Annotated in this window: 24 protein-coding genes and 1 pseudogene; 7 read left to right on the top strand and 18 right to left on the bottom strand. The window is 39.7% G+C overall.

All coding sequences use genetic code 11. From position 1 onward, the window contains the following. The 5 genes from Q0688_RS16060 to Q0688_RS16040 form a co-directional block, all read left to right on the top strand. Window positions 1-414 (top strand): 3TM-type holin (locus Q0688_RS16060; RefSeq protein WP_299079062.1); only part of this gene is annotated, 414 nt, incomplete at its 5' end. Further along, the gene (locus Q0688_RS16055; RefSeq protein WP_299079061.1) at window positions 401-709 is read left to right on the top strand and encodes a hypothetical protein; all 309 of its coding nucleotides are present in this window, start codon (window positions 401-403) and stop codon (window positions 707-709) included. The genes Q0688_RS16060 and Q0688_RS16055, both read left to right, overlap by 14 nt. A gap of 25 nt (window positions 710-734) precedes the next feature. Beyond that, window positions 735-1640 (top strand): hypothetical protein, encoded by a 906-nt coding sequence (locus Q0688_RS16050; protein WP_299079058.1) that lies wholly within the window; start codon window positions 735-737, stop codon window positions 1638-1640. Further along, window positions 1637-2779, top strand: a complete 1143-nt coding sequence (locus Q0688_RS16045; protein ID WP_299079055.1) for a hypothetical protein — start codon at window positions 1637-1639, stop codon at window positions 2777-2779. Before Q0688_RS16050 ends, Q0688_RS16045 begins: the two co-directional genes overlap by 4 nt. A gap of 16 nt (window positions 2780-2795) precedes the next feature. Then, window positions 2796-3104, top strand: coding sequence for a hypothetical protein (locus tag Q0688_RS16040; protein WP_299079052.1), 309 nt, complete (start codon window positions 2796-2798; stop codon window positions 3102-3104). Between the two features lie 3 nt (window positions 3105-3107). Here the strand turns inward: Q0688_RS16040 and Q0688_RS16035 are convergent, their stop codons facing one another. The 18 genes and pseudogenes from Q0688_RS16035 to Q0688_RS15950 all read right to left on the bottom strand — a co-directional run bounded on the left by Q0688_RS16035 (window position 3108) and on the right by Q0688_RS15950 (window position 12645). Further along, on the bottom strand, window positions 3108-4091 hold the full coding sequence (locus Q0688_RS16035; RefSeq protein ID WP_299079050.1) for a site-specific integrase: 984 nt from the start codon (window positions 4089-4091) through the stop codon (window positions 3108-3110). A 292-nt stretch (window positions 4092-4383) separates the two neighbouring features. Continuing rightward, on the bottom strand, window positions 4384-4680 hold the full coding sequence (locus Q0688_RS16030; RefSeq protein ID WP_299079047.1) for a hypothetical protein: 297 nt from the start codon (window positions 4678-4680) through the stop codon (window positions 4384-4386). Between the two features lie 11 nt (window positions 4681-4691). Continuing rightward, complete coding sequence (locus Q0688_RS16025) at window positions 4692-4892, bottom strand: hypothetical protein (protein WP_299079044.1); 201 nt, start codon at window positions 4890-4892, stop codon at window positions 4692-4694. 786 nt (window positions 4893-5678) lie between these two features. Then, window positions 5679-5948: a hypothetical protein gene (locus Q0688_RS16020; protein WP_299079041.1), complete on the bottom strand. Its 270-nt coding sequence runs from the start codon at window positions 5946-5948 to the stop codon at window positions 5679-5681. A gap of 156 nt (window positions 5949-6104) precedes the next feature. Then, complete coding sequence (locus Q0688_RS16015) at window positions 6105-6539, bottom strand: hypothetical protein (RefSeq protein WP_299079039.1); 435 nt, start codon at window positions 6537-6539, stop codon at window positions 6105-6107. 156 nt (window positions 6540-6695) lie between these two features. Continuing rightward, window positions 6696-7022, bottom strand: a pseudogene (gene ssb, locus Q0688_RS16010) (single-stranded DNA-binding protein); the annotation flags it as partial. Beyond that, entirely contained in the window at window positions 7015-7812 is a 798-nt protein-coding gene (locus Q0688_RS16005) for a hypothetical protein (RefSeq protein ID WP_299079034.1), read from the bottom strand. The gene Q0688_RS16005 and the pseudogene ssb, both read right to left, overlap by 8 nt. Beyond that, on the bottom strand, window positions 7812-8366 hold the full coding sequence (locus tag Q0688_RS16000) for a hypothetical protein (RefSeq protein ID WP_299079031.1): 555 nt from the start codon (window positions 8364-8366) through the stop codon (window positions 7812-7814). Before Q0688_RS16000 ends, Q0688_RS16005 begins: the two co-directional genes overlap by 1 nt. 69 nt (window positions 8367-8435) lie before the next feature. Further along, the gene (locus Q0688_RS15995; RefSeq protein ID WP_299079028.1) at window positions 8436-8693 is read right to left on the bottom strand and encodes a hypothetical protein; all 258 of its coding nucleotides are present in this window, start codon (window positions 8691-8693) and stop codon (window positions 8436-8438) included. Window positions 8694-8970: 277 nt separating this feature from the next. After that, window positions 8971-9354: a hypothetical protein gene (locus Q0688_RS15990; RefSeq protein WP_299079025.1), complete on the bottom strand. Its 384-nt coding sequence runs from the start codon at window positions 9352-9354 to the stop codon at window positions 8971-8973. A 70-nt stretch (window positions 9355-9424) separates the two neighbouring features. Further along, entirely contained in the window at window positions 9425-9883 is a 459-nt protein-coding gene (locus tag Q0688_RS15985; protein ID WP_299079022.1) for an Nmad5 family putative nucleotide modification protein, read from the bottom strand. Window positions 9884-9935: 52 nt separating this feature from the next. Next, window positions 9936-10097 carry a hypothetical protein gene (locus tag Q0688_RS15980; RefSeq protein ID WP_299079019.1) on the bottom strand — a complete coding sequence of 54 codons (162 nt, stop codon included), beginning with the start codon at window positions 10095-10097 and terminating at the stop codon, window positions 9936-9938. A 19-nt stretch (window positions 10098-10116) separates the two neighbouring features. Continuing rightward, window positions 10117-10797 (bottom strand): hypothetical protein, encoded by a 681-nt coding sequence (locus Q0688_RS15975; RefSeq protein WP_299079016.1) that lies wholly within the window; start codon window positions 10795-10797, stop codon window positions 10117-10119. Then, entirely contained in the window at window positions 10794-11408 is a 615-nt protein-coding gene (locus tag Q0688_RS15970) for an ERF family protein (RefSeq protein WP_299079013.1), read from the bottom strand. Before Q0688_RS15970 ends, Q0688_RS15975 begins: the two co-directional genes overlap by 4 nt. Next, the gene (locus Q0688_RS15965) at window positions 11405-11722 is read right to left on the bottom strand and encodes a hypothetical protein (protein ID WP_299079010.1); all 318 of its coding nucleotides are present in this window, start codon (window positions 11720-11722) and stop codon (window positions 11405-11407) included. The genes Q0688_RS15970 and Q0688_RS15965 overlap by 4 nt, the downstream gene beginning before the upstream one ends. After that, window positions 11722-11952, bottom strand: coding sequence for a hypothetical protein (locus Q0688_RS15960; protein ID WP_299079007.1), 231 nt, complete (start codon window positions 11950-11952; stop codon window positions 11722-11724). The genes Q0688_RS15965 and Q0688_RS15960 overlap by 1 nt, the downstream gene beginning before the upstream one ends. Window positions 11953-12044: 92 nt before the next feature. After that, entirely contained in the window at window positions 12045-12284 is a 240-nt protein-coding gene (locus tag Q0688_RS15955) for a hypothetical protein (protein ID WP_299079004.1), read from the bottom strand. Between the two features lie 22 nt (window positions 12285-12306). Further along, complete coding sequence (locus tag Q0688_RS15950) at window positions 12307-12645, bottom strand: hypothetical protein (RefSeq protein WP_299079001.1); 339 nt, start codon at window positions 12643-12645, stop codon at window positions 12307-12309. Between the two features lie 173 nt (window positions 12646-12818). On the opposite strand from Q0688_RS15950, the gene Q0688_RS15945 reads away from it, so the two are divergent. Together Q0688_RS15945 and Q0688_RS27670 are read left to right on the top strand one after the other, a co-directional pair. Then, the gene (locus tag Q0688_RS15945) at window positions 12819-13025 is read left to right on the top strand and encodes a hypothetical protein (protein WP_299078997.1); all 207 of its coding nucleotides are present in this window, start codon (window positions 12819-12821) and stop codon (window positions 13023-13025) included. A 388-nt stretch (window positions 13026-13413) separates the two neighbouring features. Continuing rightward, window positions 13414-13731: an HNH endonuclease gene (locus Q0688_RS27670; RefSeq protein WP_367179810.1), complete on the top strand. Its 318-nt coding sequence runs from the start codon at window positions 13414-13416 to the stop codon at window positions 13729-13731. Window positions 13732-13739: the final 8 nt, after the last annotated feature.

Here is a 13739-nt window from a genome sequence, read left to right as displayed (position 1 = left end):
ATGTGGAATTTTTTGCAGCCGATGATAAGCCCGATTGTTGGGAAATTGATTGATTTAATACCCGACAAAAATGCCAGGGCTAAGGCGAAAGAAGATTTTGAAAAAGACCTTCTTGAAGCAGTCACGCAGGCCAGTAATGCGCAGGCCAAGATAAACGAGGTAGAGGCAGCTCATAGTAGTGTATTTGTTGCAGGGTGGCGACCTTTTATTGGTTGGATTTGCGGGGTAGGGCTTGCGTGGGCTTATATCGTTCAGCCTGTAGTGCTTTGGTATATATCTGTTGCTCACCCTGGCATTAGCACGATTCCGCAAATTAGCACTGATGGCCTATATCAGCTAGTACTCGCAATGCTAGGCATGGGTGGATTGCGAACTTTGGAGAAAATGAAGGGAGTGTCTCGTGAAACAAAATAACAACAAGGAAAAAATAATGTTTATTTATAATAAAACAAACATTACTGATGAAATTAATCATATTAACTGTACTCTTGGTCGAATCACTGAGATAGATCGCAGATTAAGAGTTGAGAATAGAGATTACATTGACCAGATTGAGGATTTAAATAATAAAAATGAGAAAGTAGCTAAAGAGTTAGTCCATGCGAAGTGTATGGAAAAGGAAGCAAGGAATTTAAGGTTCAGAGATATCGGCATATTGCTGTTAATGTTTGCTGCTTTTGCCATGTATGTAACTTATGTTTCTTTTTAAATAGACGCAAACAAAAGGAATAAACATGATTGTAACATTGACAGATTTTCAAACTTCTGGGCCACCTGGGCCACCTGGGCCACCTGGGCCACCTGGGGATGCCGGAGAAGACGGAACCGTAGCGCCTACCCCTGTGACGAATTTTGCAGCTTTGCCAAGCGCGTCCGAGAATGCAAACGCTGTAATATTAGTAGATGACCCTTTCATATTGTTTAGATCAGACGGCGTTGATTGGCGTCCATTAAATGGACTCGCGTTACTTAAAGCTGCATCTGATGCGCATACAGTTATTCAAGGAAACCAAGGCATAACTTGGACTGCGGCAGATAATGGCAGCGGGAAAGTCAGATTAACATCAAACGCCGCGCACGGCTTGACAACATCGCCAGCGGTCGGCGCATCGTTGTTTTGCACAATGACTCAAAACAACTGGATCGCTGAAACATATCATGAAATATCAGCGATTATAAGCACAACACAAATTGATTTAACAACAGACATAGGCAGTCTTGGTGTGCCTGTTTTTGCGCTCGCGGGAACTGAAGTACCTATTGCCACAATACCAGTCCCGCCTTTAAGTCCTAATGGCGGAGTGGAGATAAAACACAGTTGGCTTTTCACCCCTGCATCTACAAATGAGAAACGAGTTAGAATTATTTTTGGAGGGACTAGGTTTCACAACTCAAACCAAACAGGCGGATCGAACACACTTAAAAACACATCCACAACGATACAAAATCAAGGCAGCAGGACATCACAGCTATCAAGTTTCTCGGAAGGTAATGGCACAGGGTATGGAGCTACCGCGGCGCTTCCGGTGTACGGTAACGTGGATACATCGGTATCTCAAAATTTAACGTTATCAGTAATGGCTGGGGCTGCAAATGAAGTTATACCATCCAGTCGATATCTTATAAAGCTTTTTGGATGAAGTCTCTATTTACAGGGCAGGATATCGTTGAGACGCCGGACGTGTTTACTCCGGGGATAAAACTGAAATTGTTGACTTCGGATACTTCCGTATCTTCTAAGCTTGATATAAAATTTACAGAGTTCTCATCTATCCCAGTGATACGGGGTGTTTCGGTGGATATTTCATGGGGTGACATAGAAACGGCATATGATGTATTTGACTGGACATTCATGGACGATATTGTTGCTCGTGCAAATGCCTTGTCTGCTTCTCGCGGCGATCCGTTTTATGTGACTTTCATACTGTCTTGGAGAGAGTTCAAGAGCGAAGATGGAGTATCCAAAATATTGCCTTCTTACTTACATGGTGATGGCGGTACTTATACCGGAGACCCGAATTGGAATCACACTTTATACGATTATGCTTACGCTTTTCGTAACTCAAATCAGCCGGGTAGCTACGGATACAATCTGAAATTGTGGGAACCTTTGGTCTTAGAAAGAGCGGAGAATCTTTTTAAGCATATAGCTAAGCGGTACGATAAAAATCCTACAGTTGTCTGTATCGCAACTGAAGAAACCGCCTCCGGTGTAACTGCTGTTGATCCATCAGATAGATCGGCTATGAGCTACTCTCAATCACTGCAAGAACTCGGGCAGGTTGAATACGTCAGAGCCATGCGCAGGCATTTTCAGCATACCAGGGTTTCCGTCTCTCTTAATTTCTCTAGAGATACAGTAAAAGACAATTGGCAACCGATATTGCAAGAACTACGCATCAATGTGAATTGCCCTAATGCTAATTATCAGGGCGCATTGATAACAGTCGGTGACCCGCAAGGCGCATTGCTTTATTACCCAGGATATAACGGCGTGTACATGACTACAGTAGGTTTCCAGGGTGATGATTATATAGACGATGAAAATCTGCCTAATAACATATTGCGCCCATCTTATGCAGATATGTATGCTAGAGCTAAGGACGTGCTTCAGGTCAACGAAATTGAAATGATGGTTAGGTATAACGAGTGGTATGGTTTGGGAGATGCAAATGTTCCAGGGCAAGGCAGCCTGCAGGATTTTTTGAAAACCTACCCGGCTATTATAAATGGGGGGATATCGGGTGGGTTGATTTCTACAGTTCCAACGTATTACTAAATTAAAAGGTTAAAAAATGGAAACTAACAACAGAAAACAAAAAATTATGTTTATAGACGACAAGACAAATATAGAAGATGAAATCACGCATATCAACCGCACGCTCGGACAGATATCTGAGATAGACAGAAGGTTGCGCATCGATAAAAGAAATTATATTTCACAGATTAAAGAGTTGAATGTAAAAAATAAGAATTTTGTCGCTGAATTAATTCAAGCCAAAGAACGGGAAAATAAAGCAAAGAACTTGCGTTATAGAGATATTGGTATATTGCTTTGCATATTTGTTGCTTTCGCTGGTTATGTTACTTACGTGTCTTTTTGAAAATCAATCCAATTTCTTAGCCAGTTCTTCTGCAGATTTATTATAGTAAATTTGAAGCATACGTATATCCTTATGGCCAACGGCACGCGCCAATTCTAAAACATCCAGCTTACTAGCCAGTCTGGTGATTGCAAGATGACGTGAATCATGAAAATGTAAATCTTCAACCATTGCCATCTTTTTTGCTTTACGAAACAATGAATCTATCTGGCTAGATTTTAACTGAAAAACTGATTCATAATCACTTCCAAGCTGCCGTAAAATCCGTATTGCTTCCGTAGATAACGGTACCTTTCTTTTGCTACCGTTCTTTGTTTCAATAAGTAGAGCAGTGCGCTTATCAATATTTAACTGATCCCATGTCAAACCAGTTATTTCACTGGCACGCATAGCTGTTTCAACCGCAAACAGTAGAGCAGCGCCCACACGACTTGACGCTGTATTCAGTTGTGCTTCGTAATCGTATCCAAGTGCAAATAAAAGCCTAGTCAGCTCGTCATCGGTTATTATTCTGTCTCTGGCTAACGGTTGAGTAGGGCGCTTGATAAATGACAGCGGGTTTTCTTTAAGCCATCGCCACTCTTTAATGGCTATATTTATTGCATGACTAAGCAAATTCCAATCCCGTAATACAGTGCCAGCAGATACAGAACGAAGCCTCCTGTCGCGCCATGAGGCGAAGTTATCAGGCTTTAAGTCGCATAACATTACATCCGTAATTGGGTCTCTTAAAAATGCCTTGACGCGCTTTACTTCCCATTCATGACTGCGTTTTTTTGGCGACACTTCATTTGCGTATCTTTGCAACAATTCACCAAAAGTTTTGTTAGGAATATCGCCGCGTTTTCCTGATAAAATCTCTTTCTCTATTTCTGCAGCCCAAAATGTAGCCTCGCGTTTCGTACTGAATGTTTTAGACTTGCGCGCATGTCCTTTGATGCATATAGCGGCTTCCCATCTTTTTCCCTTTTGTCTGAAAGATGCCATTCCGTAATCCAATCCGTAAATTTGCCGTAAAGGATAGCATTAAAACAGTAGAAAATAGTATAAAAGATACTTAAATAAGAGTGGTATATTCGATCAAAACGCCCTTGTGTCGGGCATTTAAGGATAAAAAGTAGGTAAGAATATAAAACAGGAAAAAGGCTGGTGGTACCCGGGGCCGGAATACATAAACAAGCGCTATCAATGGTTTTAGTCATTATTCCGTAATATTTCCGTAATTAGTTTGTTGGGATTCATTTTTTAATCCATTTTCCGTGTGGGTTAGGTTCCTGAATTACTTTTTTGATCTTCTACGTCTTGCCTGTTTATCCCAGTGCGCTTCAACCCATTCCATAACTTCTGAAGCTTTCCAGTTTGGGTGTCCGCCTGCTATTTTTGCTGACACTGGAAAATCTGGCCTAGGTGCTATTTTTTGCTGGAAATGTGATATTGATTTGCCGAGATAAGCGGCGCATTTTCTGGAATCCCACGGCGTTTTATCAGGTGGAGTTATCGGTTTTTCCAATGCCTCAGTATTAGCAATCAAAGCCTGAGTCAATTTCTGTATTGCTTCTATTTCTTGGGGTTGCATTTATATTGCCCTCATTCAACATGCTCCGTGTCTTCAGCAACGCTTAACGCGTCACATATACCTTCCGCAAGCGTTTCATAACAATCCATCTCTAAGGATTCTTTGTCTTTTACCAAGGACAGAGAATGTCCATGTTTTTCAATCTCAAGCCTGATAATAAAACCTTCCGGCAAATGCTTTGCCGCATTTTGAATTGCTTCATCTATTGTCATATCATTACACTCATTATCTTAGTTTGGTTGTGTTTTGTTTATCTCGTTGTCCAGAGTTTCACCTAATTTTGATTGCCAAAAATCACAAACAGATGTTGATTGGCAAATAAAACTAAACAGTTTGCATCTGCCTTTGTGGTGCTTATACAAGCTGTTACTCATTGCAACATGGTCCTGACTATAGAAATTACAGTTAAAACAAGCCGGAGGGTTTGAGTCGAAATTTATTAGCTGTTTAAACCTTTTAACGCTTTTTTTACTAAATCTTTTATATTTGCCAGATTCAACACTTTTTATTCGTGTATCTGGATCCATGGTGTTGTCGAAGTTAGACATTATTCAACTCTTTCCATAGTTGTGGGGTGTATGCTGTCCATTCACACATGCAATAAAATGTGTCCTCAGAACTTATAAAATTCACATGCTCTCCTGTACACCAATGTGATGGAGCGTGGTTATCTGAAAACCTAAATATATACTCATCTTTGGTATCAGCCGGCATCTGATCGGCGCATTTGATCCAGGTTGTCATTGTTTTACTCATTGTCATCATCAACATCAAAAAAATATTCATCATCTAAATCTGGGGCGATTCTTCGTAATCATCTCGATCTCTGTCTTGCTCCATTTCATCAAGCCAGTATTCATCAACCATTTCATAATCACCTATAACGTTTTAGACTTATCAGCATCAGCAAGACTGAAAACTAGTCCGGTTACCCTATCCGGGGCATACGCTGAGGTTTTCCAACTTGCTCAATATGCGGATTTATAACTCTAAGTAGCTTATTTAGGGAATTGGTTACGGTCCCCGATGTTCGTCTGCCCAACACGCGGTGTAGATTGAATGGTTGGGTTAGCTACTTGCGGGCAGGATGTTACAAACTTAACTTCTACATCTGCTTCAATAGCTGCCACTTGAAGGCTATCCGTAATAGTTTCTATAGTGCTATCGCAGAAACTTCCTTTGACTGGGACCGCAATTGTTTCTATAGATGGTACAGGGTTACCCACAAAGAACATAAATGAAATAATAATTGCTGTATGCGTAAACATAATATACCGCTCCTAATTAATAATTTAAATAAATATTTCAAGCATGGATACTTTTGCAAATACCCATGCTAGTGGTATTTATAGTTAGTCAGGGATATTCAGCCACGCTGCCCTGCCAGCGACTCTCAGCATTGATTCTCTCTCTGCTTGGCTTAATTAACCATTCAAACCTGGACCGTTTGCTTTGTGCCATGCTGTATGGCATTTAGGGCACAGCCACCTAACCTCAAGTGGTTTAGCATAATCGTCATGGTGTCCTTGTATATGAACATTTGATATTCCGCATGATTCGCAATTGTTACTTTTTATAATCCTACCATCTCTGATAGAATTGTTAACAATAGTAGAGGCTCCTTTCTTAATCGCATTTCTCGCTTCCCAAGCTTTTTTCGCTCTATTGCCAGCGGATTTACCTTTTTCTGTCTGGGCATACTGAAGTCTGGCATTAACTCTTTTTGGCAAGTTACTTCTAGTTTTATCATATAAAGACTGGCAAATTTTACACTTTGATGATAAACCATCAATAGAAGCTGTTCGCTTGCCAAATTCTGATATTTGTTTATATATTTTACAAGTACGGCAATATTTCATATTGTCCTCTTAAAAGAGTAATTATACCCTCATAAAAGGATATGTCAAGTATATACCCTAGAACGGAATTGAGTCATCCATATCATCAAATCCCGAACCACTAGCCTGGCTTTTCTGAGGCTTGTTTTCTTGATCCGGCTTTGATTCTTGGCGGTTGCCTAACATTTTCATGTCGTTGGCAATTATTTCTGTTGTGTATCGATCTTGGCCGGATTTGTCCTGCCATTTACGCGTCTCAAGGCGACCTTCGATATAAACCTGGCGACCTTTTTTCAGATATTCACCGGCAATTTCAGCGAGCTTTCGATACATAGTTATTCGGTGCCATTCTGTTTTTTCGTTCTTCTCGCCAGAAGATTTATCCTTCCATGTTTCTGTAGTGGCCAGTGTGATATTGGTTACTGCTTCACCATTGGACATGTAACGAGTTTCAGGATCTTTCCCCAAATTTCCAACGAGTATTACTTTATTGACACTAGCCATTTGATTCTCCATTAGCGGATGCTTCTACACCACTTGATATGCGTCCTTTTGACATGATTCCACTAGGTGCCCACCCAGGACCATATATAAACTTTAACCATTGCTCATAGCTGGCTGTACTGTGGCCAAAAGATGAGGCATTGTTCTCATGTAACCATTTAGCTAATTCTTCTGGTGTTTTGAAAACAGGTGACATTGGAGTTCCTTCTGTAGTTGTGCTCCATAACTGATAACCATCACCAGCAGGCGGCTCAATGTACTCAAATTCGTCTTGTAACTTGGCGTATTTCTCATCCGCCCATAAAACACCTGAACCATTACAGTGTTTGCATTCAAGCTCCGTTATACCAAGTCTTTTCGCTCTGGCTTTTACACAAATCCATTTATTTATCGCATCATGACCAAACCCTGATTCAGCCCATTTATTCACTTCTTCCGCTGTTGGCACATAACCATTATCAAAAGGAAGCCAACTATTTCCTCCATCGGAAACCTTGTTTTTCACAATCTCTTTATGCTCGTCATTAATTGGCACTCGAGTGAAATCCATTAACCTTCTTTCATCAAGAAGCGCTTGTACTTCGTCTTGAGTGATGCTGTAACACCACCTCTTAGATGTATCATCAAAACCATACCAGCTATCAGATATCTCCTTAAGTTCAGGTGATTCGCCAGTTCCGTCGCATGCTGAACACTTCAGGCCACTATATGGATTATGAAATCCTTTCCAAATCATTCCATTAACCGGATAATCAAAATCAAGAGCGACCCTTTTAATTTCTCTTCCCATCATTTATCCTTAATTTCTGATTCTTCTAACTGTTTGCACAGTCCTGTAAAAAAACATGTAGCAGCTTCTTCATCAACAAATGCAAATTTATTTGTTCTTCTGATTCCTCCCTTGACATCTTCAACAGCTATGAATATTTCAGCGTCTCCATAATCTACCGGACAAGGCAACTCAACCCCATTAAGATTAAATGTGCGCTTGGGTTTTGGTGGCGGTTGCCAGGTGAACGCGCCAGATATAGATTTCCAAATTGCCGGGGAATTATCAAAATCTATCCTCAATAGACCGTCATCAAATAACTTATCTATGATTGCTTTTCTTCCATTATCTTTCTTGTATAATATATCCCCAACGAATACTGGCTTGTCTTCAAGGATTGCAACAGCGAACTTATAATCATCTCCTCCATCAAAACTAGGGTGGCGATCAAAACCTCCCCCTTTATGTTTAACAGCTAACCAGGGCATATCCTCCAACGCGGTACTAGTACACATCTCAATAACCCTTGAGTAATCTAGATACAGTTGGTTTGTTTTGTTTACTGATACCATCATTTCTCCTTAATATTCTTTAATCTGTATTCCTTAGTTACCCGATAAATAGATTGCCTTATTTTGTGTCTGTTAAGTTTTATTCCCTGTTATATCAGTGTCGTAAAGATCATCTGCAATCTCAGGAGCGGTTTTGTGATTCATGTGTTTCAATACATAATCAACAAATTCAGATCTCTGTTTTTTTGTCATAACAATGTAGTTTTCTCTTTTGTCCCTAACCGGATTATCAAGATGACGCTGCATTTTTTCTAATGACTCAAACCTTACGCTGTCCTTCATTACGTAAGATAATTTGCCTGTCGGTAGCTGTATATTCATCATTTTCATTTTAAAATTTGATTAATTCTTTGGATAAAATTTTTACTAGAAAAAATAGCCCACGTCTTCTTGTTCTTTATCTTGCACTTAGAGCAATAAAGATGTGTTTTGATTTTCATGTTGTTGCATGACTTGCATTTAGTGTGCGTGCAGCTATAAAACCTAGCTCTGTGTTCTGAATCTTTATAATTACCAAAGAAATGCCATTGTCTGCTAAACCATCCTTTGCCTTCAATAAAAGTTGAGCCATCTTTCCCGTATCTGATTATTTTTTTATCAATCATTACTAGTCCTGATGCACTGGTTCTTCTGCAGCATTAATCTCATCGTCATTAGAGATTATTTCTTCTCCGTGCAAATACACGATTCGCGACGCAAGCAGAAATAATATTAATAGAATATAAATAGTTAAGAGTCCTGTCCCGCTTGTTTTTTTTCTTTTCTTTTTTGGCATGAATTTAATGTATGTATTCATATCAACTATTGCCGAGTATTTTTTATCATTCTCATAAAACACAAGCATCAAATCATCTGGATAACATCCGTATTCGTAGCAGTACGCTAGTAAAGTTTCTGGATCGTCAAAAGATATATTTCTGGACTCTGAGTACAATTTAGTTTTGTGATACCATTTTTTCTTTTCTAGTGAGTTATATTCTTGTTTATTCATAGACTTATAAACCGAAAAGTGTAAATATCAACTGTGTTTTCCATACTGTCCTCAATATTGGATAGTTACGTTAACTTTCTTTCTTTGCCGTTTTTCTATCAGTCCAGCCCATAGACTTAAGATCTGAAACAATATTATTAGCAATCGGGTATTTCATAACTTGATTTGGTTTAGGAAAATATTTATCAAATTCCGGCATTAAATCTCTTGCTGCTTTTATGGTTGACACAGAATCTAATGCGATTAATATTTGGTTCTTTATTCGTCTTCTGTCTTCTTTTTGTATATTATTTCTTTGCGCGATAGCGTCCATAGATATACGAATTTTTGATTCATCGAATTCGCTGTTTAATGTTCGAATTGATCCTAGCCCTGAGTTAAAGCACCTAACAGTTGATCCACCTAAATATTTACGCAATTCAGGATTGTCGTATATCTTTTTAATTTGCTCAGGTAGTTGTTTGTAAGACTCTTTATGAACTAGCTTTTCAAACTGAGTTTGAAAATCTTCTGTAGGAACATCATTCATAATTGAATCTACAATATTGTTACGTATTGAATTTGTCAGTCTCATATTTACCTCAGTAATTAATGGTTACGTGATTAATCCTACCTTCAGCAATTGCCTTAACAATGACAGCACTTAAATCATCCCGTGGTGATGCTGAGTCGATTATTGCGGCCAGGGATTCAGTTGCTTCCTGAATGGCTGTTTCTTGTTTTGCTTGCTCTTTGGATTCCATGAGCTCTCCCTGTTGATAATTACGCTGCTGATTTGGATAATTTAAGCTGAGTTGAGAACGTCAATTTCTTGTACATTTCACGCGTTCTATGTACATCATCTTTGCAGTAATCTATGACTTTCTGAGGATCTGTAAGCCAAGTTTCCGCAACCATAGATCCGTCAAAATCACCTTTTCCATATATACCAAATGCTTTACAAAGCCTATCCATTGAACCTTGTTTATGTTTGTCTGCTGACCACATGAGCATCGTGTCTGCTATACAGATATCCCAGGGCTTAGCATTCATGGCTTCAAGTAGCTTGTTAGGCGGCCTAATGCCTAATATTATTGATCTATGTTTCAGGAAGGGCAGGTCAAAACCGGCTATGTTGTGGCCGCAGAAAAGGTATTCTCGTATTGAGCTGTTTTCGATAGAGTCATAAAATAAAGTTATCGCCTCAGCTTCACTCATATAGTCATTCGTTGATAATATTTCTCCATCATCAAATGCCCATGCTATACATGCAACACGACCATACATGCCATCGAATGACGTTTTAGAAACAATTTTTTCAAGCTCTGCTTCCTTGTTCTCTTTCATCCATACCGCTATTGATTCAGGCTTTTTAAACTGGCCAGGAGCTTTAATCTCTTTTTGTAATTCCAAAATAGTTTCTTGGTCATTGCACGGTAGAGTTTCGATATCAAATACGATCATTGGGGAACATCCTCCATCATTGTTTTGCGTGTAACTTCTGCCTTCTTCTTTTTCAGAGAATTTAATGCTGATTGGTATTGATCTGCCGGTATTTCTTCTATCTTTGATACGTTAACAACCGCACAGAATGCAGATATATTTGATTTTGTTTCTTTGCATAAGTCGGTTAGAACAATAGCTTGATCGCTGCTAATGACTTTAATTTCTTCCCTTGTAGGCGGTGCCTTAGCAGCGCTATTCCCGTCATCATCTTCTGGCGCTACACCAACCATCGCAGCTAGTGCATATCTTCTTGCATAAGTAATTGCGCTTCCGACTGCCTGAGCATCCACTTTTGAAACTGGCATAACATAAGAGCTGGTTATCCACTGTCCACTAGAATGACAAAGCATAGTCTCAATAGTGATTCCATTTTGTGCCGTCTCAGGCGATTGAACAATTGATAACTCATTACTTGACAGCGCATCCCTGCAAGCTTCCCAGACACTTGACAAATCTGCGTATTTTGATTTAAAGAAAGGGTTAGCGCTGTCTTTCACTGCGCCTTTTATCTGCCCTTGCGCTTTAGATAGTGCAGATGCAAGCTCGCTTATTGATTCACTTTTATTCACCTAATCACCTCTATTGATCCAATGTCTTCATGCATATCACAAAGAGCTTTTCTCCTGGTGAAATATGATCCATCTAAATCACACCCATGCTCTGCTGCTGCAATAATTTCTCTGGCAAGCTGTAGATCTTTGTAAATCAAAGAATCCTCACCAACAGACTCTTGTTTGCGTTCAATAGCTATTGTCAATGCCCCAACTGTGTTACATAAGCCATTCTGTTGCATGCATATTTGTGCAGCATGAATCATGTTTTGCCAACACGCTTCTTGGGATAGTGTCTTAGTTCGCGTTAGTTGTGGCTGTGTGTTATTCATCACTTAATTCCTCTAACCCGAATGGCAGAGCCAGCAAACAAATCTAAAATAACTCTGTCAGCATCACGCTGATTAGGGAATATTCCTCCGATTACAGGAACACGCTCACCATTTTTTTGTACAAAAATACAAAATGGTTTTGATATTGCTCGAACTCGATTGCTTTTGTTTTTGATAGCTATTTGTAATCTGTGAAATGCTGTTTTTGTGTTTGGTTTAATGGTTTTCATCTCTATCTCCTAGTTAATAATTAATTCAGTCAACAAATAAAAGCCATACAAAAGACCGAAAGAGATTATTATTGGCAATGTGTAAAAGTTTTTCATTTTGAATTTATATAATTTATTAAGTCGACCGAGACCCCGACCTCGATCTCGACCTCGACCTCGACCACGACCTCGATCTCGACCTCGACCTCGACCCCGACCTCGACCACGACCTCGACCACGACCCCGACCTCGACCCCGACCACGACCACGATCCCGACCTCGACCCCGACCTCGACCACGACCACGATCCCGACCTCGACCTCGACCCCGACCTCGACCACGACCTCGACCACCCCTCCCGCAACATAGCTGCGTTCATTTTTGTGACCTTGGTAGGCTTGTTTTCATTTCGCAGATATCAAGCAGCGATCCACGATTAACAAATACATCTAATTCTTCAGGATAAGGTTCGCATTCATTTACTTTGCCTTCTGCAACAAAATTCATATACCTTCCAGTCTCTGGTATCCACGAACATTCATTTAAAATAAAATCAGTATCAGTCACTTGCTTAAGCTTTCCAGTGTAGATCATTGTCACAGTGCGTACAATCACATTTGCGCCGACTGGATAAGTGCTTTTGTTTTTCATTTCTCCGACGCATATTGATTGAATTTCTTTAATCTGTCCGATCGTTAGTTGGTTTATGTCCATTTAATATCCTTATTCGTTTATCTGTTTTGTGATCAACAATCACCGGCGCTTACGACTTATGGTGTTTTGGTGTTGATGTGTAGATATTAAACCACTTGTTTATAGATTGTCAACAGTTATTTTATTTTTTAAAATTAATTGCAAAAATTAAACCACTAGTTTATAGTGTGATAATGGAAAAAATAAAACGTGACGCAGAATTAATTGATGTACTTGGTGGGCCGACAGTTGTGGCTAATTTACTAGGGTATGATAAAAGTAAAGGCGGCACTCAGCGTGTTTTCAATTGGAAAAAAAGAGGCATTCCGTATCGTGTTCTATTCGAACATTCGGAAGTTTTAAAAACATCAAATGAAGAAAGCGCAGCAAGAAAACTGTAGACAGTCAAATGATCAAAGAATACGCCAATCCTCCTTGTGCGTGTGAGTCGGCTCATGAAGGAACCGTGAGTCGGTTATGTGGAACCGCGGGGGTTTGTCCCCATTCCTCCGTGGGTTCATATTCAAAAGTTTCAACCGCCTGGCGCAGGGCGGCAATACTGCGCTATTTGCTTGGTTTTGCCCGTCGTCTTAAATTGGCGGCGGGTTTTTTTTAATAAAAATTCAATTCAAAAAATGAACAGTCATTACTTCAGAAACACAGAGCATTTAGATCACATTGATATCTACAGAATCATAGATTTGTACCAAGTAAATCACCCATGCTTACAGCATGCTTTGAAGAAGATTATATGCGCCGGTGAGAGAGGATCAAAAGATTACGAGACTGATGTTCGTGAGGCTATTAGATCACTTGAAAGGGCGCTGCAGATGGTCGCTGAGGATTGTAATAAGGTTAAGGGTGATGCCTAGACCATTAAATCCAAATAACTATTATGGATGGAGAAAACTTGTTTTGCAAAGAGATAACTATTCTTGTGTACTTTGCGGCTCCAAAGAAGAATTAGAAGTGGACCATATACTGCCACATTCAACGCATCGCAATATTCAATTTCAACTAGAAAATGGTAGGACATTGTGTAATACATGCCATAGGAAAACAGATACATATGGCGGAAAGATGCATAAAGGTAAGAAAAGGAATTAGGGGTATTT

Origin of the sequence: uncultured Paraglaciecola sp. (assembly GCF_937123705.1) — a bacterium.
Taxonomy (GTDB): domain Bacteria; phylum Pseudomonadota; class Gammaproteobacteria; order Enterobacterales; family Alteromonadaceae; genus Paraglaciecola.
This window is presented reverse-complemented; position numbering and strand designations above follow the sequence as displayed.